The following is a 15,200-nucleotide window of genomic DNA, read 5'->3' as shown; positions in this document are numbered from 1 at the left end:
ATGGACAAGCACGGACAGGGACAAGCCCTGTCCCTACACTTCCGCCTTCTGTCCTGTGTTATTTATCCGTGCTAATCCGTGCAGCTATACCTGAACGGTTACTACCATTGAAGATAAGCAATGAAGAGACGGTTAGTGCTGATAACTATTTTTGGTTGGCTACTGGGAGGATGTGCTGGCCAACAGAACAGTCTCCATGTCTTTGCTGGTGCGGCGGGCAAGCCAGCCATAGAGGAGGCGGTAAGGCTCTTTGAGGAGGACTACCAAGTAAAAGTTGATGTTACCTACGGTGGCTCGGGAGAAGTCCTCTCCCAGATTCTGCTAAGCCAAAGGGGTGATGTCTACATCCCCGGCTCAGATGACTATATGGATAAGGCCGAAAATAAGGGAGTGGTTGATGGCCGGACTCGGCGCATTATTTGTGATCTGAAGCCATCCATTGTGATCCGGAAAGCCAACCCAAAGGGAATCAACGAACTCGAAGATTTAACCCAGCCAGGGCTAAAAATAGCTATTGGCACACCTGGGGCGGTCTGTCTGGGTGATATTGCCTTAGAGGTATTTCGCCAGGCAGGGATAGAAGAAAAGGTCGCGCCAAACATAGTCACCTATGCCCATAATTGCCAGCATCTATTGACCTTACTTAAGTTGAAACAGGTCGATGCCATTATCGGGTGGGATTTTTATGAGCACCTGGCGCCTCAGGAGGTGGAAGGGGTAGAGCTGCCCCAGGAGATAGCCCAGTCACGAAATATTCCGGCGGCAGTAATCAGCTTCTCTAAGCAAAAGAAGCTGGCCGATAAGTTCGTCCGTTTTATCACGGGAGCAAAAGGGAAGGAGATATTCGAGAAGTACGGGTATACCATAGTTAGCAAACGTAACCGTTCAGCCACGGATGCACACAGATGAAACACGGATTTCCCTGAACCGTGTCCGGGAGTCGTGTCCGTGATTAGGTTGTAGGGACAACCCTTGTGGTTATCCGCCTATGGAACGGACAGGGACAAGCTCTGTCCCTACAACTCCGCCTTCTGTCCTCTATTATTTATCCGTGCTAATCCGTGTCAATCAGTGGCTGAACGGTTACTAGCAAACAAGCCCCTCGTCTCCGGGAAGGAAGAAGGAAATAAAAAGGAGTAGATTATCTTGAGAAACAGACTGGAGGATACATTGTTTGCCACGATTACCCGGGGCTCTTTGCTCTTTTACGTTATTTCCACCTTAGTGGTAGGCATAGGCGTGGGGGTATCCATCAAATTCAAGTCCCTGTTGGAGGCATTAATTCATCCTGAGATTATATTTGCCATTGGCCTGAGCCTGATTACGGCTGGTATTACTACTGTCCTGGCGGTGGGATCGGGCATACCGGCCGCTTATCTTTTAGCCCGCCGGAACTTCCGGGGCAAAGCCGTGGTGGATACACTCCTGGATTTACCGGTAGTTATGCCGCCCATTGCCGTGGGGGTCGTCCTGCTGGCCTTTTTTACCACCCCCATAGGCAAGGGCATTGAGGCCAGTGGCTTGCAGTTTGCCTTCACCCCGCTGGGTATTATCCTGGCCCAATTCAGTGTGGTCTTTGCCGTCTCGTTGAAATTCTTGAAAACGGCCTTTGAAGGCGTGGACAGCCGGCAGGAGATAATGGCCAGAAGCCTTGGCTGCAGTGAACTTTCGGCTTTCCTGCGGGTCAGCCTGCCCCAGGCCAGAGGCGGCATAATGGGGGCCACCGTGCTGACCTTTGCCAAGGCAATCGGTGAATTTGGGGCCACGGTTATCCTGGCCGGGGCCACGGCCTTTAAGACAGAGGTGCTCTCTATTGCCATCTTCTTGAATCTGGCCCAGGGGGATATTGACAAGGCCCTGGCTGTAACCTTGATCTTAATAGGTATCTCCTTGGGTTCTATCCTCCTGTTTCGAAGGGTGGGGGCCTATGGCGGCGAAGCCGCCACCAAACGATAATAAGTTTCGAGTTTCAGGCTCTGCGCTCAGCCTAACCCGAAACTCGAAACTCGAAAGTAACCGTTAACCTCACCACGGAGACACAGAGACACTGAGAAAAATCTAAAGGGCAAATCTCTGTAACCGTTCAGCACATGATGCTCGATGCTCGATGCTCGATCCTGGATGCTCGATGCTCGATGCTCGAGCATCGAGCATCCAGGATCGAGCATCGAGTGAACGATTACACTCGAAACTGACATGCTGAATATTGATGGCTTGAAAGTAAAAGCGGGTAAGTTCTGTCTTGAGGTAGACAAACTTCAATTAGAGGAGGGAGAGTATTTCTCTATTCTGGGCAAAACTGGCTCAGGTAAGACTACCCTCTTAGAGGCCATCTTAGGTGTTCGTCCCATAGAAAAGGGGCATATCCGGCTGGGCGGAGAGGAAATTAGCCGGCTTAAACCTGAGTCACGACAGATGGGTTATGTGCCCCAGGATTATGTCCTCTTCTGCCATCTTAATGTCTTTGAGAATATCGCCTTTGGCCTGCGTCAGAAGAGACAATTTAATCCAGCCGAGATAAGAAGCCGGGTAGAGGCATTGGCGGAGAGGTTGGCTATCTCACCTCTGCTGGAACGTTCCGTCTGTGGTTTAAGCGGTGGTGAACGCCAACGCGTGGCTTTAGCCAGGGCCTTAGCTACTACGCCCAAATTACTCCTCATGGATGAACCTTTTTCAGCCCTGGACCCGGCTACCAAACATCAACTCTGGTTGGAAACTAAACGGATTCAGGCCGGATTTAAGATTACCACCCTTCATATCACTCACGACCTGGAAGAGGCCTTTATTATCTCAGACCGAATCGGCTTTTTAGATGAAGGAAAGATAGTTCAGGTAGGCCGGCGAGAGGATATCTTCTATCGGCCAAAATCTCAGAGTCTGGCCTCCTTCCTCAATATTACCAATATCTTTGAGGGGCGAGTGGCCGGTGTTTCTCCTGAAGGGCTAAGGATTAAGTCCAATGGGTTCGTTATTACTATCCCGGGCAAGGAAGGCCTTGTCTTTGGTCAGAAGATTAAATTCTGCATTCGGCCGGAAGAGGTGAAGGTCTTAGAGGATAATAAACCGGTGCGGGATTCATTAGCCGACAACGTTATCCGGGGTAAAATAATCGAGGCCATCCCTGACTCTACCAGTTATACCCTCTACTTCAAGGCCGGCTTTACCAACGGGGCCAGGCCTTTTGATTTTGAAGCCAGGCTGCCCAATCATCGCTACCATAAGCTGGGACTGGCCACCCAAAAGGAGGTGGAGGTGGCCCTGCGTAAGGAGGCGGTGATTGTCCTGGAGAGTTGAATCAAGTGGCGAGTTTTGGGTTTCGAGTGGTGGGTTAACAAACTTGAAACCCGCCACCCGCCGCCTGAAGAAGCCTTTCTGATAAAACAGAGCAGGAACAGGTTTTATCCGAGAGCGTTCCTGAAATTATGGAGGTGAAAAAATGTTCGGAATCGGTGTTACAGAATTAATAATTATCCTGGTGATTATCCTGATTATCTTTGGTCCCGGCAAACTGCCCCAGATTGGCAAGTCATTAGGCAAAGGAATTAAGGAATTTAAACAAGCCACCCTCAGTAATAGTGAGGAAGAAAAGCCAGAGCAGAAAGGCGTTGACAAATCTTAACCCAGGCGCCACCTTTCACCTTCAATTTTCTCGAACTCCTCGTCAATAAGTTTCTGCATTGCCTCTGCCTCTTCATGGGTTAACGTTCCAACCAACTCACGGAGACCTTCCTTAGCAGGGCGAGGACAAAGAATCACTATCACCCTTTCATGCTCCCAAAGCCCTTCTATGGGTATGAGAGGTTTTAAGACATTGTCTTCGTATATAACTTCAACCGTTCTGGTCATATCATCCCTCCATCTATGGGATTTAGTTGTCTTATCAGTATCTAAGACTATTACCTGGTCAAGTTTGATTTGATAGGTTCGTCCTTGCAAAAATAACCCTTGCAGTTGCCCGTCTGGATAGCCGACCCTTCCCCTTCGCCACAATTTCGCCGGGCAGTCCTGGTCGGCTGTAACGAGGGTTAGCCGGGGCTTGTTGGGTGAACGAGAATACCACTTCCTTTGCCTGCGACCTGACCTTTTGGAGTACCCCTGCTGCTAACCAACTTGTCTGCCGGGCCAATCTCAAGTCCGTTGTTCCACAACTCGTATTCGCTTAAATCCGTTTCATCATTCCAAGATACCCCATATCCCCCAGAATCAACCGTGACCGTCTTGAAAAAGGCTTCGTTCTGCAATAACCGAAAACGATCCAGGTGCATAATCTCGTTGCAGTCGTAGACTTTTTGAATCCCGTTGATAAATGTGGCAAGTAATCGCCTTTCCTGCAAAGGTTTTACCGATTTCACTCTCGGAGCATTCATTTTCCTACTCCAGACCAGGCAATCGCACAAACTCATTGTTGTTCCACATCCGCAGTAGTTCTTGCTGGTATTGCTCGCCCCACTCTCTGACCAGTCTATGCGCCCGTACAGGCAAGTCCCCCTCGATCATTTCCAGTGTTTGGATATCGAAGACGCCGTTGTACTCGCCGTAGATCGCGTGGAAGTGCGGCACACCATGTTCACTCTGGCTGAAGTACATTTTGATAACGATACCGTAGAACCGTGCTATGACTGGCATACGCATATCTCCTCATCGGATAGCCCGGCTAACGGGGCTGCGGCTGAGCCGCGGGAGGAGCCGTGAGCAAACTCGCGGCGACGACCGTCGGCTCCAGCCGTCTGATGGCCGGGAGGCCGCGCCATCGGGGCCACAGATGAGCTGCAGGCCGAAGGGCTGTCAGGGTTCGTCCGCCGCAGGCGGACGAACCAGCTCAGCTCATCCGCGGCCAGAAGCTCAGCGGCGTGGCGCCTGAAACGACGTGCCCAACAACCACCTGAACGATACAAAACCAAGACCGGCAACAAGTGGAGCCTCGACAGCCACGTCTGCTGCAACGACTCGTTGGGCCGCCCCTGCTGATATGTTAAACCACAACTTGGAATGATTGCCCCAAAGGTTGAAACTCTGCCACTTCTTGACGCGCTAGCTTGGCTCGAATTTGCTCAAAGTGGCTGATGGTTTCTTTGGAGTACAGTTGTTCGCCACAATGCAAGCACACCTCTGCCCGTACCGTGACCACGGCGGTATGCGCCCCACCACGCAGCAACTTCTCAACCTCTTTTTCAACCACTTCACCACCACATACCGGACATTTACTAAAGGGTAGCATCTCTTGGCCTCCTTGTACGCCAGTCAATCCAACGTCGCAGGTCAGGACGATAGACTGTTATCAGTACCCCCCACTCGTTCTCCTCATTGTAGGCCCAAACACTATGCACCGGCTCTTTGCCAAAGGTTTCACCATAAATCAGGCAACTGGGGTACGGCTTGTCATCAGGGTAGTCTTCAATAATCTCACCTTGAAAAACGCTGACGAAGATCTCATCAAAGGAGAGATGGTCCGCTTGGGCTTCCTCATCAGCATGGTCGGTGATCCGTATCTGATTGTGACGTATCGCGTCAATAATGTCTTCAATATTCAACTGATGATGTTACCTTTCGAGTAGACGATGAAGAATACGCCATTTCCTTTAGATTTTTCTCAGTGTCTCTGTGTCTCCGTGGTGAGGTGAACGGTTACGATTCGACATTCCGCCTGACGACAGACTGTGTGGAAACTTTTGCATTATTATATCATTTATGGTATAATATTGCAAGAAAAATTTACTTTCAGACTACCAGATGTCTGCGAAAAATGGCCCAAACGATGAACATCGCCAATTTATGCCTTTGTGTCTTAGTGGCTAAAATATGATAAGTTTAGCTGCTTGTTTGGTCATTGAGCAAAAGTGGCCTGGCCACATAAAGAATCCCTATATCAGGATTAGAATCTTTTAATTTGCCAAGATATAAAGGTTTATGGTATAATGACCGATAGAAGTAGAAAAGGAGATAGGCCAATGAGGACTTCTTTGAATCTATTACTGATGTGTAGCGGTATGTGCTGTTGTCAAAGGGAGATAAGTATGTCTACACACTGGTAATGAATCAAAAGGAGTCAATAATAAATTAAGTGAGGATTTAAACCCATTACCAGTTTTGGTAATGGGTTTTTTTATTACTTCCAGAAAGGAGGTCCGTAGATAGGCTGAAGACCGAAGTTCAATAGCCTTCAGCCTATCTACCTGAGTAGTTACGGTACTAAATATTATCCGAGGAGGTAAAAGTATGAGCTTATTAGAAAACAAAGATGATTTAAAGAAATTGGTGTTTGGGCTGAATTTTAAAGAGAAAGTGGATAGGTCCCTGGCGCTTATAAGAGAGGCATACGAAAGATATGGTGACGGTTTAGTCGTAGCTGACAGCCTGGGTAAGGATTCTGTGGCCGTATGGGACATGGCCAAAAAAGTAGACCCTAAAATCCGGGGTTTCATAATTACCACAAGGTTCAAGCCGAAAGAGACGGTTCAATTTATGCATGAAGAGGTCGCCCGGTATCCAGAGCTTCTTAAGGTCTACAAAAATGATACCGAGATTCCGGATAGGCTTTATGAGACCGACCCTGATAGATGCTGCCATCTTTTAAAGGTCGAGCCTACCCGTTGGGCAGTGGAGGAGATGAATGTAACGTGCTGGGTTACGGGTTTACGCTGCACGGAAGGATGGACACGCACAGATTTTAAAGAGGTTGAGGAGCGGGATAAAGATTTGATTAAGTTAAATCCAATTCTCATCTGGAAAGAAAGAGAGGTCTGGCAGTATCTTGCCCTTAACGGGGTGAAGGTGAATCCCCTTTATGCCAAGGGCTACAGGTCTTTAGGCTGCGAGCCTTGCACGAGGATCACTAATGAGGAAGATGAACGCGCCGGCCGCTGGGCGGGCACAAGCAAATGCGGCGGTGAATGCGGGATTCACACAAAACCTTTGAAGATAACTGAGTCCTGTGTTTGCCCTGAGTATGGTAGGGCGTAGTCCACGTTGGCGGAAGCCTTTCGCCGGTTGCTCGCGCTCACCTGATCGTTCAGAATAGCGACCCTGACCTTCCCGAAGGCTCGAGGCTTTCGGGGAGGTAAATGCCGGTAAAAGGTTGACGCCACAGAAGTAGTTGAATAGGAGGTAAATGAAAATGATCCAAACTTATGTTGAAACTGAAACTATATCCTTAGCCGAATATTTAGACCTTCGAGGGGAGGTCTGCCCTTTTACCTTTGTCAAGACAAGGCTGGCCCTGGAAAGAATCGAACCGGGTGAAATAATGATAGTGGTGCTTGATAGCGGCCAACCCCTGGAAAATGTCCCTCGCTCGGTCAAGGATGAAGGGCATCAGATTATTAAAGTAGATAGAATAAAAGAGGCATTTAGGCTCTGGATCAGGAAGGCCCTATGATTTTTTCTCATAGTCTTATGACTTTTTTGCATTTGACAGATAGGTGTTTTTTATGTTATACTAAAGTCAAGTAAAACGATTATATATATTTTTATCTGCTTCTTCCCCCAGATTTTAGCCACACTCTTGGGAGGCGAGGATAAAGATGGAATTAAGGGAATTGAGAACCTTCTGCGCCGTAGTAGAAACGGGCAGTTTTTCAAAGGCAGCCAAAGTAGTTCACCTAACCCAGCCTACCGTTACTTTACAGGTGCAGTCTTTGGAGGGCAGCCTGGGCGCCTGCTTGTTTAACCGCTCCAGGAGGGATAGAGTATTAACTGAAGAAGGCAAGGCCTTCTATGGGTATGCCCGGAAGATTATTAGCCTGTGTGACGAAGCGGTTCAAGCCATAAGCGATGTGGACAGCCTGGCCAAAGGAACTCTACGAGTAGGCGCCAGCACCATTGTGGGTGAATATATCCTCCCTTCGCAGTTGGCTTCATTTAAAGGGATATATCCTTGTGTAGAGATTTCCTTAAAGATTGGAGATACCACTGAGATAATGGAAGATGTAATCAAAGGGGCCTTGGAGGTAGGAATAGTTGGGGCAAAACCAACACGCCAGGAGCTTGATTTTGAAGAGTTTATCAAGGAGGAGCTGGTTCTGATAGTTGCGCCGAACCATCGCTGGGCTTCTAAAGACAAGATAGGTCTTGACGAGTTAAAAGGAGAGCCTCTCTTGTTAAGAACTGAGGGCTCTGGAACAAGGATGGCCATTGAAAAAAGACTCGAAGAAGGGGGTTTGGAAAAAGGCGACTTGAACGTCATTATGTCCTTAGGTAACACTGAGGCCATAAAAAGAGGGGTAATGGCCGGGATAGGGGTTTCTATTGTTCCTAAGATAGCGATTGAAAATGAGCTTGAGCTTAATCTGATCAAAGAGGTCAAAGTGGAAGGAATAGACTTAGCTATGGATTTCTACGTTGTTTATAACCCGGATAGATTCAGATCCAGGATACCCGAGGTATTTTTAGAGCATTTGTCAGACTGCTTAAAGGAGGAACACAGAACCCAGAACCCAGCGCCCAGATAAACTCTGTATGCTGGGTTTTAGGCTCTGCCTTGAGAGATGGCCTTAAATCTGGAAGAACTTAAAGCCGGTGGAATTATTAGCCAGAAACAGAAGAATCTGTTCAGTGTGCGGGTGAAGATTCTCGGCGGCAATGTTAGCCCGGCACAATTACGTAAGATAGCTGATTTAGCTGAAGCTTATGGGGAGAATTATGTTCACATCACTACCCGCCAGGGATTTGAAATCTCCCATGTCAAATTCGAGGATGTGGAAAGGGTCCGGGAGGAACTAAAAGAGGTCGACTTAATCCTGGGCGCTTGCGGCTCAAGGGTGCGGGTAATTGTGGCCTGTCAGGGGACGGATATCTGTCCCCTGGCCTTGGGTGATACCCAGAGCCTGCTCAAGATGCTTGACGAACGATTCTACGGACGCTACGGCGTGCCGCATAAGTTTAAGATGGGAATCTCCGGTTGCCCTAATGCTTGCTCCAAACACAATGAGAATGATCTGGGCTTGATGGCCGTGGTGGAACCTATGCTTAAGGACAAAGAGGCCTGCATAGGCTGCGGGTTATGCGCTGAGGTCTGCCCGGAAAAAGCCATTGAATTGGTGGATGGGAAGCCGGTCTTTGACTATACCAAATGTCTTCACGATGGCAAGTGCATCAAGGTTTGCCCGGTTGATGCGATCAAGGTCAATCGAAGCGGTTGGGAAGTCTTTGTCGGTGGCAAGTGGGGCAGGAGACCTCAACTGGGCGTGATTTTTGACAGCTTTGTGGCTACTCAGGAAATTCCAGACCTAGTAGAGAAAATCCTGGCCGCCTATGTCAGGCTGGCCAATAAACGCGAAAGACTGGGTGAGTTAATCAATCGCCTGGGATTAGAGAACTTCTGTAAGGAGGTTTTTAGCCGTGAGATCTAATCCGAAATCCGAAATCCAAAATCCGCCATTGAACATGGAAGTCTATCTTGACCACGTATCTACTACTCCCCTGCATCCTGAAGTCTTAGAGGCTATACTGCCGTATCTGCGCCATAACTTTGGCAACCCTTCCAACCTTCATCATGTTGGGGCCGCCGCCAGAAAGGGGATAAGTGCGGCCAGGGATCAGGTGGCGGCGTTCATCGGTTCAAAGCCGGATGAGATAATCTTTACCTCGAATGGCACTGAAGCTAACAACCTGGCCTTAAAAGGGATTGCCTTTGCCAGACAAGATAAAGGCAAACACCTTATCGTCTCATCCATTGAACATTTCTCAGTGCTTCATACTGCCCGGACATTGGAAAAATGGGGATTTAAGGTGACATATTTGCCCGTAGACGGCTATGGTCTGGTCAATCCTCAGGATGTAAAAGAAGCCATAACTGATCAGACTATTCTGGTTTCTGTCCAACTGGCCAATCAGGAGGTCGGCACCCTTCAACCTATCGCTGAAATAGCCGAGATTATCAGAGCCCAATCCGCCATCTATTTTCACACCGATGCCGTGGCGGCAGCAGGTGCGGTTGAACTGGATGTGGAAAAGCTCGGCGTTGACCTGTTGAGTCTGTCCGGACAACAGTTTTACGGCCCCAAAGGAACCGGCGCACTATTCGTGCGCCAAGGCGTTAGAATCATACCACTCTTTGATGGAGGAATTCAGGAAAGAGGCAGAAGAGCCGGGACAGAGAATGTAGCCGGCATTGTCGGCTTGGGCAAGGCGGCAGAGATCGCTAAACAGGAAACAGGTAATTGGGCGGAGCATACCCTTAGACTAAGAGAACGGTTATTTGCTGGCCTGAAGCAGCGGATTGACCACCTGTATCTAAACGGTCATCCAGAAATAAGGCTGCCGGGTAATCTAAATCTAAGTGTCAAGTTTGTGGAAGGCGAGAGCCTGCTAATCTTGCTGGATATGGAAGGAATTGCCGCCTCATCCGGCTCGGCCTGCACTTCCCAGGCCTTAAAGTCATCCCATGTGCTTAAGGCCATGGGGGTTGATGCCGTGCAGGCCCAGGGGTCGCTTCTTTTTAGCCTGGGCCGGGAGAATACCGAAGCGGAGATCGATTATGTCCTGAAAAAACTGCCGCCTATTGTCGAGCGGCTGCGAGGGATGTCGCCGCTGTATAGTTCAGAACTTCGCTAATCTTCTCCACGGGCTGGAAGCCTGAGTCACGATGAAGTTAGAAAGGGGGATAGGGATGTTTGATTATAGTCAGAAGGTGATGGAGCATTTTGCTAATCCCCGCAATGTGGGTGAGATTAAAAATCCTGACGGTGTAGGGACGGTAGGCAATCCTGTGTGCGGGGATGTGATGAGTTTTTATATAAAGGTAGATAATGGGCGACTTAGTGATGTCAAGTTCAAGACCTTTGGCTGTGGGGCGGCTATTGCGGTATCGAGTATAGTTAGCGAGATGGCTAAAGGAAAAACACTTCAGGAGGCGATGACTATTACCAATAAGATGGTAGCCGCCGAACTTGGGGGATTGCCGCCGAATAAATTGCATTGCTCTAATTTGGGGGCGGATGCTCTCCATAAGGCCATTGAGGATTATCAACAAAAGTCGGCTGAATGTCATTGTCCGTATTGTGATGGTCGTATTTCAGATGAGGCCCCTTTTTGTCAGGCTTGTGGTAAGGACCTCGTCGATCGGGGATCGTGACTCGTGGATCGGGAATCGAATCCCGATACCCAAACAACGAACCACGAATTTGGGAGGAAGAAATGGATGCGGACGCAACCCTGGATGCCATTGGGGTGTACTGCCCCGTGCCAATAATACTGACCACGGAAAAGATGAACGAGCTTAAAATCGGACAGACCCTGGAGGTGTTAGCCGATGATCCTGATATATTGGAAGATCTGCCTAATTGGTGTAAAAGAAGCGGCACCAGGTTCCTGAAGCTCGAAAGGGAGGATGGGTTCTACAAACTTTATGTGCGAAAAGGGAACGAGGAAGATAAATGAGGATTTCATTTTGGCCTCCTTAACAAATAGTTATTTCATTTCCTCCAATCCGAAATCCAAAATATGCCATTGAGAAAGGTGGTGATAAATATGGACAGGATAAAAGGACTGAGGTGTCGAGAATGTGGCCGGAAATATCCTAAAGATCCGCTTCATGTATGTGAATTCTGCTTTGGGCCTCTGGAGGTGGAATATGATTATGAAGTAATCAAAGGGCTTTTCAGCCGGGAAAAGATAGTTTCCCGGGCCACTAACCTCTGGAGATACAGGGAGCTATTGCCGGTTGATGGAGAACCGAGGGATGGGCTTTCCTCCGGGTTTACCCCTTTGATTCGGGCGACTAACTTAGCTAAGGAATTGGGTGTGAAAGAGTTGTACCTGAAGGATGATTCAGTCAATCACCCTACCCTGTCATTTAAAGACCGGGTGGTAGCGGTGGCCTTGAGTAAAGCCAGGGAGTTCGGCTTTGACACCGTGGCCTGTGCCTCAACGGGCAATCTGGCTAATTCAGTGGCGGCGCAAACAGCCGTGGCCGGTTTCAAATGCTATATCTTTATTCCGGCTGATTTAGAGGCCGGTAAGGTGGTGGCCTCGCTCATCTATTCTCCCCATCTGATAGGTGTTAGGGGCAACTACGACCAGGTTAACCGGCTCTGTTCTGAAATTGCCGCCAAATATGGCTGGGCCTTTGTTAATATTAATATCCGGCCTTATTATGCCGAAGGATCAAAGACTATGGCCTATGAGATAGCCGAACAGCTTGGTTGGCGGTTGCCAAAACATATAATTGTCCCAGCGGCGGGAGGATCATTGATTACCAAGATAGATAAGGGCTTTAAGGAGCTTAAAAAGATAGGCCTGATCGAAGATGATAAGGCAGACTCCCGTGTTTATGTGGCCCAGGCAGAAGGGTGCTGTCCCATTGTGACCGCGGTAAAAGAGGATACCGACTTCATCAAACCGGTAGTGCCCAAGACTATTGCCAAGTCCCTGGCCATTGGCAATCCGGCTGACGGCTACTATGCCTATAAGACCGTTAAAGACTCAGGCGGTTTTGGGGAGTCAGCTACTGATGAGGAGATGGTCGAGGCCATAAAGTGGCTGGCTAAAACCGAGGGGATATTTACCGAGACGGCTGGAGGGGTGACTCTGGCCTGCGCCAGAAAATTGATCAAGCAGGGCAGAATCCCATCCGATGAATCGATCGTTATCTGTATCACCGGTAATGGACTAAAAACCCAGGAAGTAGTGAGTGATAAGATTGGAGGCCCGGTTATTATTGAGCCTAATCTAAAATCATTTGAAAAAGAGGTGAAGCCAGATGGCGATTAAGGTGTTGGTTCCAAGTCCCTTGCAGAAATTAACGGGTGGCAGGGCAGAGGTAGAACTGAGTGGTTCAGGGAATGTCTCGGAGATAATTGATGGATTGGAATCTGAATTTCCAGGGGTTAAAGAGAGGGTTTGTGATGAGAACGGCAAGGTGCGCCGCTTCATTAACCTCTATGTTAATGGCGAGGACATCCGATTTCTGCAGGGACAACAGACAAAGGTGGAAAATGGGGCTGAGGTCTCGATTGTGCCGGCTATTGCCGGAGGCTAATGCCGCCTTCCGCCTTCTGAATTCCGCCTTTCGAATTATTCAGCCACGGATTAACACGGATTAGCACGGATAAATAGCAGATAGCAGAGGACAGAAGACAAAGGTGAGAGTAGGGGCAACCCCTTGTGGTTGCCCAACTGTGGTTGCCTTACAGACACGAATCACGGACACGGTTCACGGATTTAATGATTCATATATTAAAAAAATCGTAAGCGTTCAGCACATGATGCTCGATCCTCGATGCTCGATCCTCGATGCTGGTAAAGGATTCAGTATCCAGAATCGAGCATCCAGAATCGAGCATCCAGGATCGAGGATCGAGGTTGTGTCTTTGTGCCTTAGTGGCTGAACGCTTACAAAAAATCAGTGTTTCATCCGTGTCCATCTGTGGCTGAATAGTTACCGAGGAACAAAGAATGAACTCGAAACAAGAAACTCGAAACCCGAAACTCACCTTTACGGAAGAGCAGATAAAAAGATATGCCCGGCATATCATCCTGCCAGAGGTGGGAGGAAAAGGGCAGAAGAAGCTTTTAGGGGCATCAGCGCTTTTAATTGGGGCCGGTGGGTTAGGCTGTCCGGCCGGCTATTATCTGGCGGCGGCCGGAGTAGGCAAGCTGGGCTTCGTTGATTTCGATGTAGTTGATACCAGTAATCTGCAGCGCCAGATACTTCACAATACCAGCCGGATTGGTCAGCCAAAGGTGGAATCGGCCAGAGAGACGATTACTGCCTTAAACCCGGATGTAGAGGTGGCTACCTATCAAGAGCGGCTTTCTTCTGACAATGTCATTGACATCCTTAAGGATTACGACTTAGTCCTGGACGGCTGTGATAATTTCCCGACCAGGTACCTGGTTAATGATGCCGCGGTAATGAGCAGCAAGATCAATGTCTCCGCCGCTGTGTTCCGGTTTGAGGGGCAGGTGACGGTATTTGACCCACCGGATGGGCCGTGTTATCGCTGCTTATATCCGGAGCCACCGCCGCCAGGTATGGTGCCCAGTTGCCAGGAGGCCGGGGTATTGGGGGTCCTGCCGGGAATGCTGGGGTTGATCCAGGCATTAGAGGCCATAAAACTTATCTTAGGGATCGGGAGGCCGCTAAAAGGTAGGTTACTGGTGGTCGATGCCCTGGGGACAAACTTCCGGGAGGTGAAACTGCACAAAGACCCAGCTTGCCCCCTATGTGGCAAGAATCCAACCATTACCAAGCTAATCGACTATGAAGAATTTTGCCAGATGAGGTTTTGAAGATGAAGTGGATTTATTCTTTAGATTCCTCTTCTAATATATCACAAGGGGTATGAGCCTTGACTAATTCTTTTTCAAATTCTTCCCATTCAATGGTGGGCAGATTCATTGAGCAGATCCGTCTGGCTGCTTCTCTTTTCTTTTGTTGTTTTCGTGGGGCGAGAATAGTTTTTTCGAGAGATTCGCGAATTATTGTGCCTACCGGCTTATGGGCTATTTGGGCAGCTTCTGATAATAACCGGTACTGCTCTTCCGTAAAAAGCACCTGAGCCCTTTTGCAATAAGTAGACATAGCAGTACCTCCTTTCTACTATCGGTAGTATAGTATAGATATACTGCTATGTCAAGGGAAATTGTAACTATTCAGCCTCTATTAAAGAGAGTAACTACTCAGGTAGATAGGCTGAAGGCTATTGAACTTCAGCCTTCAGCCTTCAGTCTTCAGCCTATCTACCTGAATAGTTATGGAAAATTTGTAAAATAGGAGGTGATTTACTTGGCTAAGATGCGGCTTTCCTTGAGATTTCCAAAGAAGTTGGTCGCCAAACCCATCATCTATCAGTTAGGTCACGATTTCAAGGTGGTCACCAATATCCGCCGGGCTAATATTGATGAGGAAATCGGCTGGATGATATTGGAGCTTGAGGGTGAGATGGAAGAGATCGAACAGGCGATGGATGATTTAGACAAACAAGGCGTTAAGGTTGACCCGATTGAGGGGGATGTGGTGGAAGGATAAATCGGATGGCAGCATGGGATAAAAAATCCGGGCATTGTCTCATTTCGTTCAGAAACAGCCCTAAAAAGTGGTAACAGTTTTGGCCGAAGAGACAATACGCCCCTTCTATTTTGAAGGTTGTTTTTTAGACCTTCTGGTGTTACTATACTTTTGCACTTTTTTGTAACTACTTGAAATACAAATACTTTGTAATAACCTCTCGTCATTCCCGCGAAAGCGGGAATCCAGTAAT

23 protein-coding genes are annotated in these 15,200 nt (G+C 48.5%); 17 read left to right on the top strand and 6 right to left on the bottom strand.

Going from position 1 to position 15,200, the window contains the following annotated elements:
* Nucleotides 1-120: 120 nt before the first annotated feature.
* The 4 genes from modA to tatA all read left to right on the top strand — a co-directional run bounded on the left by modA (nucleotide 121) and on the right by tatA (nucleotide 3,619).
* The gene (gene modA / locus AB1797_07430; GenBank protein MEW5767446.1) at nucleotides 121-909 is read left to right on the top strand and encodes a molybdate ABC transporter substrate-binding protein; all 789 of its coding nucleotides are present in this window, start codon (nucleotides 121-123) and stop codon (nucleotides 907-909) included.
* Between the two features lie 237 nt (nucleotides 910-1,146).
* On the top strand, nucleotides 1,147-1,956 hold the full coding sequence (locus tag AB1797_07425; protein ID MEW5767445.1) for an ABC transporter permease: 810 nt from the start codon (nucleotides 1,147-1,149) through the stop codon (nucleotides 1,954-1,956).
* Nucleotides 1,957-2,196: 240 nt separating this feature from the next.
* The gene (locus tag AB1797_07420) at nucleotides 2,197-3,294 is read left to right on the top strand and encodes an ABC transporter ATP-binding protein (protein MEW5767444.1); all 1,098 of its coding nucleotides are present in this window, start codon (nucleotides 2,197-2,199) and stop codon (nucleotides 3,292-3,294) included.
* A 142-nt stretch (nucleotides 3,295-3,436) separates the two neighbouring features.
* Nucleotides 3,437-3,619 (top strand): twin-arginine translocase TatA/TatE family subunit, encoded by a 183-nt coding sequence (tatA, locus tag AB1797_07415; protein MEW5767443.1) that lies wholly within the window; start codon nucleotides 3,437-3,439, stop codon nucleotides 3,617-3,619.
* On the opposite strand, the gene AB1797_07410 is transcribed toward tatA, so the two are convergent.
* The 5 genes from AB1797_07410 to AB1797_07390 all read right to left on the bottom strand — a co-directional run bounded on the left by AB1797_07410 (nucleotide 3,616) and on the right by AB1797_07390 (nucleotide 5,531).
* On the bottom strand, nucleotides 3,616-3,846 hold the full coding sequence (locus tag AB1797_07410) for an antitoxin family protein (GenBank protein MEW5767442.1): 231 nt from the start codon (nucleotides 3,844-3,846) through the stop codon (nucleotides 3,616-3,618). The genes tatA and AB1797_07410 overlap by 4 nt on opposite strands.
* Before the next feature lie 179 nt (nucleotides 3,847-4,025).
* Nucleotides 4,026-4,367, bottom strand: a complete 342-nt coding sequence (locus AB1797_07405) for a DUF2442 domain-containing protein (GenBank protein ID MEW5767441.1) — start codon at nucleotides 4,365-4,367, stop codon at nucleotides 4,026-4,028.
* 4 nt (nucleotides 4,368-4,371) lie between these two features.
* Nucleotides 4,372-4,626 (bottom strand): DUF4160 domain-containing protein, encoded by a 255-nt coding sequence (locus AB1797_07400; GenBank protein MEW5767440.1) that lies wholly within the window; start codon nucleotides 4,624-4,626, stop codon nucleotides 4,372-4,374.
* 346 nt (nucleotides 4,627-4,972) lie between these two features.
* Nucleotides 4,973-5,218: a YgiT-type zinc finger protein gene (locus tag AB1797_07395; GenBank protein ID MEW5767439.1), complete on the bottom strand. Its 246-nt coding sequence runs from the start codon at nucleotides 5,216-5,218 to the stop codon at nucleotides 4,973-4,975.
* Nucleotides 5,205-5,531: a DUF4258 domain-containing protein gene (locus tag AB1797_07390; GenBank protein ID MEW5767438.1), complete on the bottom strand. Its 327-nt coding sequence runs from the start codon at nucleotides 5,529-5,531 to the stop codon at nucleotides 5,205-5,207. The genes AB1797_07395 and AB1797_07390 overlap by 14 nt, the downstream gene beginning before the upstream one ends.
* A gap of 685 nt (nucleotides 5,532-6,216) precedes the next feature.
* Between AB1797_07390 and AB1797_07385 the strand changes: the two genes are divergently transcribed.
* The 11 genes from AB1797_07385 to moeB all read left to right on the top strand — a co-directional run bounded on the left by AB1797_07385 (nucleotide 6,217) and on the right by moeB (nucleotide 14,229).
* Nucleotides 6,217-6,960, top strand: coding sequence for a phosphoadenylyl-sulfate reductase (locus tag AB1797_07385; GenBank protein MEW5767437.1), 744 nt, complete (start codon nucleotides 6,217-6,219; stop codon nucleotides 6,958-6,960).
* Nucleotides 6,961-7,114: 154 nt separating this feature from the next.
* Complete coding sequence (locus tag AB1797_07380; protein MEW5767436.1) at nucleotides 7,115-7,375, top strand: sulfurtransferase TusA family protein; 261 nt, start codon at nucleotides 7,115-7,117, stop codon at nucleotides 7,373-7,375.
* A gap of 145 nt (nucleotides 7,376-7,520) precedes the next feature.
* Nucleotides 7,521-8,447 carry a selenium metabolism-associated LysR family transcriptional regulator gene (locus AB1797_07375; GenBank protein MEW5767435.1) on the top strand — a complete coding sequence of 309 codons (927 nt, stop codon included), beginning with the start codon at nucleotides 7,521-7,523 and terminating at the stop codon, nucleotides 8,445-8,447.
* 36 nt (nucleotides 8,448-8,483) lie between these two features.
* On the top strand, nucleotides 8,484-9,347 hold the full coding sequence (locus tag AB1797_07370; GenBank protein ID MEW5767434.1) for a 4Fe-4S binding protein: 864 nt from the start codon (nucleotides 8,484-8,486) through the stop codon (nucleotides 9,345-9,347).
* A complete protein-coding gene (locus AB1797_07365; GenBank protein ID MEW5767433.1) occupies nucleotides 9,337-10,551 on the top strand; it encodes a cysteine desulfurase family protein in 1,215 nt (404 codons plus the stop codon). Before AB1797_07370 ends, AB1797_07365 begins: the two co-directional genes overlap by 11 nt.
* A gap of 31 nt (nucleotides 10,552-10,582) precedes the next feature.
* Entirely contained in the window at nucleotides 10,583-11,071 is a 489-nt protein-coding gene (nifU, locus tag AB1797_07360; GenBank protein MEW5767432.1) for a Fe-S cluster assembly scaffold protein NifU, read from the top strand.
* Nucleotides 11,072-11,133: 62 nt separating this feature from the next.
* Nucleotides 11,134-11,376, top strand: a complete 243-nt coding sequence (locus AB1797_07355) for a sulfurtransferase TusA family protein (protein MEW5767431.1) — start codon at nucleotides 11,134-11,136, stop codon at nucleotides 11,374-11,376.
* Between the two features lie 90 nt (nucleotides 11,377-11,466).
* Nucleotides 11,467-12,708 (top strand): threonine synthase, encoded by a 1,242-nt coding sequence (thrC, locus tag AB1797_07350; GenBank protein ID MEW5767430.1) that lies wholly within the window; start codon nucleotides 11,467-11,469, stop codon nucleotides 12,706-12,708.
* Nucleotides 12,698-12,976, top strand: coding sequence for a ubiquitin-like small modifier protein 1 (locus AB1797_07345; GenBank protein MEW5767429.1), 279 nt, complete (start codon nucleotides 12,698-12,700; stop codon nucleotides 12,974-12,976). The genes thrC and AB1797_07345 overlap by 11 nt, the downstream gene beginning before the upstream one ends.
* Before the next feature lie 139 nt (nucleotides 12,977-13,115).
* Entirely contained in the window at nucleotides 13,116-13,325 is a 210-nt protein-coding gene (locus AB1797_07340; GenBank protein MEW5767428.1) for a hypothetical protein, read from the top strand.
* A 67-nt stretch (nucleotides 13,326-13,392) separates the two neighbouring features.
* Complete coding sequence (gene moeB / locus AB1797_07335) at nucleotides 13,393-14,229, top strand: molybdopterin-synthase adenylyltransferase MoeB (GenBank protein ID MEW5767427.1); 837 nt, start codon at nucleotides 13,393-13,395, stop codon at nucleotides 14,227-14,229.
* 13 nt (nucleotides 14,230-14,242) lie between these two features.
* Here moeB and AB1797_07330 read toward each other — a convergent pair whose 3' ends face one another.
* Nucleotides 14,243-14,521 (bottom strand): hypothetical protein, encoded by a 279-nt coding sequence (locus tag AB1797_07330; protein MEW5767426.1) that lies wholly within the window; start codon nucleotides 14,519-14,521, stop codon nucleotides 14,243-14,245.
* A 48-nt stretch (nucleotides 14,522-14,569) separates the two neighbouring features.
* Between AB1797_07330 and AB1797_07325 the strand changes: the two genes are divergently transcribed.
* Nucleotides 14,570-14,713 carry a hypothetical protein gene (locus AB1797_07325; protein ID MEW5767425.1) on the top strand — a complete coding sequence of 48 codons (144 nt, stop codon included), beginning with the start codon at nucleotides 14,570-14,572 and terminating at the stop codon, nucleotides 14,711-14,713.
* Between the two features lie 21 nt (nucleotides 14,714-14,734).
* Nucleotides 14,735-14,968 (top strand): NIL domain-containing protein, encoded by a 234-nt coding sequence (locus AB1797_07320; protein MEW5767424.1) that lies wholly within the window; start codon nucleotides 14,735-14,737, stop codon nucleotides 14,966-14,968.
* Nucleotides 14,969-15,200 lie beyond the last annotated feature (232 nt).

This window comes from bacterium (assembly GCA_040753085.1).
Taxonomy (GTDB): Bacteria; UBA9089; JASEGY01; order JASEGY01; family JASEGY01; genus JASEGY01.
The sequence above is the reverse complement of the archived record's forward strand: the minus strand, read 5'-3'. Positions and strand labels throughout refer to the sequence as shown.

Excerpts from the sequence above, each read along its gene's own strand:
- AB1797_07410 (MEW5767442.1), bottom strand. The coding sequence starts at position 3,846 with ATGACCAGAACGGTTGAAGTTATATACGAAGACAATGTCTTAAAACCT.
- AB1797_07320 (MEW5767424.1), top strand. The coding sequence starts at position 14,735 with ATGCGGCTTTCCTTGAGATTTCCAAAGAAGTTGGTCGCCAAACCCATC.
- AB1797_07380 (MEW5767436.1), top strand. The coding sequence starts at position 7,115 with ATGATCCAAACTTATGTTGAAACTGAAACTATATCCTTAGCCGAATAT.
- AB1797_07420 (MEW5767444.1), top strand. The coding sequence starts at position 2,197 with ATGCTGAATATTGATGGCTTGAAAGTAAAAGCGGGTAAGTTCTGTCTT.
- AB1797_07325 (MEW5767425.1), top strand. The coding sequence starts at position 14,570 with ATGTCAAGGGAAATTGTAACTATTCAGCCTCTATTAAAGAGAGTAACT.
- modA (MEW5767446.1), top strand. The coding sequence starts at position 121 with ATGAAGAGACGGTTAGTGCTGATAACTATTTTTGGTTGGCTACTGGGA.
- AB1797_07400 (MEW5767440.1), bottom strand. The coding sequence starts at position 4,626 with ATGCCAGTCATAGCACGGTTCTACGGTATCGTTATCAAAATGTACTTC.
- AB1797_07385 (MEW5767437.1), top strand. The coding sequence starts at position 6,217 with ATGAGCTTATTAGAAAACAAAGATGATTTAAAGAAATTGGTGTTTGGG.
- AB1797_07375 (MEW5767435.1), top strand. The coding sequence starts at position 7,521 with ATGGAATTAAGGGAATTGAGAACCTTCTGCGCCGTAGTAGAAACGGGC.
- AB1797_07370 (MEW5767434.1), top strand. The coding sequence starts at position 8,484 with ATGGCCTTAAATCTGGAAGAACTTAAAGCCGGTGGAATTATTAGCCAG.
- AB1797_07330 (MEW5767426.1), bottom strand. The coding sequence starts at position 14,521 with ATGTCTACTTATTGCAAAAGGGCTCAGGTGCTTTTTACGGAAGAGCAG.
- nifU (MEW5767432.1), top strand. The coding sequence starts at position 10,583 with ATGAAGTTAGAAAGGGGGATAGGGATGTTTGATTATAGTCAGAAGGTG.
- AB1797_07355 (MEW5767431.1), top strand. The coding sequence starts at position 11,134 with ATGGATGCGGACGCAACCCTGGATGCCATTGGGGTGTACTGCCCCGTG.
- AB1797_07395 (MEW5767439.1), bottom strand. The coding sequence starts at position 5,218 with ATGCTACCCTTTAGTAAATGTCCGGTATGTGGTGGTGAAGTGGTTGAA.
- AB1797_07405 (MEW5767441.1), bottom strand. The coding sequence starts at position 4,367 with ATGAATGCTCCGAGAGTGAAATCGGTAAAACCTTTGCAGGAAAGGCGA.
- tatA (MEW5767443.1), top strand. The coding sequence starts at position 3,437 with ATGTTCGGAATCGGTGTTACAGAATTAATAATTATCCTGGTGATTATC.
- AB1797_07345 (MEW5767429.1), top strand. The coding sequence starts at position 12,698 with ATGGCGATTAAGGTGTTGGTTCCAAGTCCCTTGCAGAAATTAACGGGT.
- thrC (MEW5767430.1), top strand. The coding sequence starts at position 11,467 with ATGGACAGGATAAAAGGACTGAGGTGTCGAGAATGTGGCCGGAAATAT.
- moeB (MEW5767427.1), top strand. The coding sequence starts at position 13,393 with ATGAACTCGAAACAAGAAACTCGAAACCCGAAACTCACCTTTACGGAA.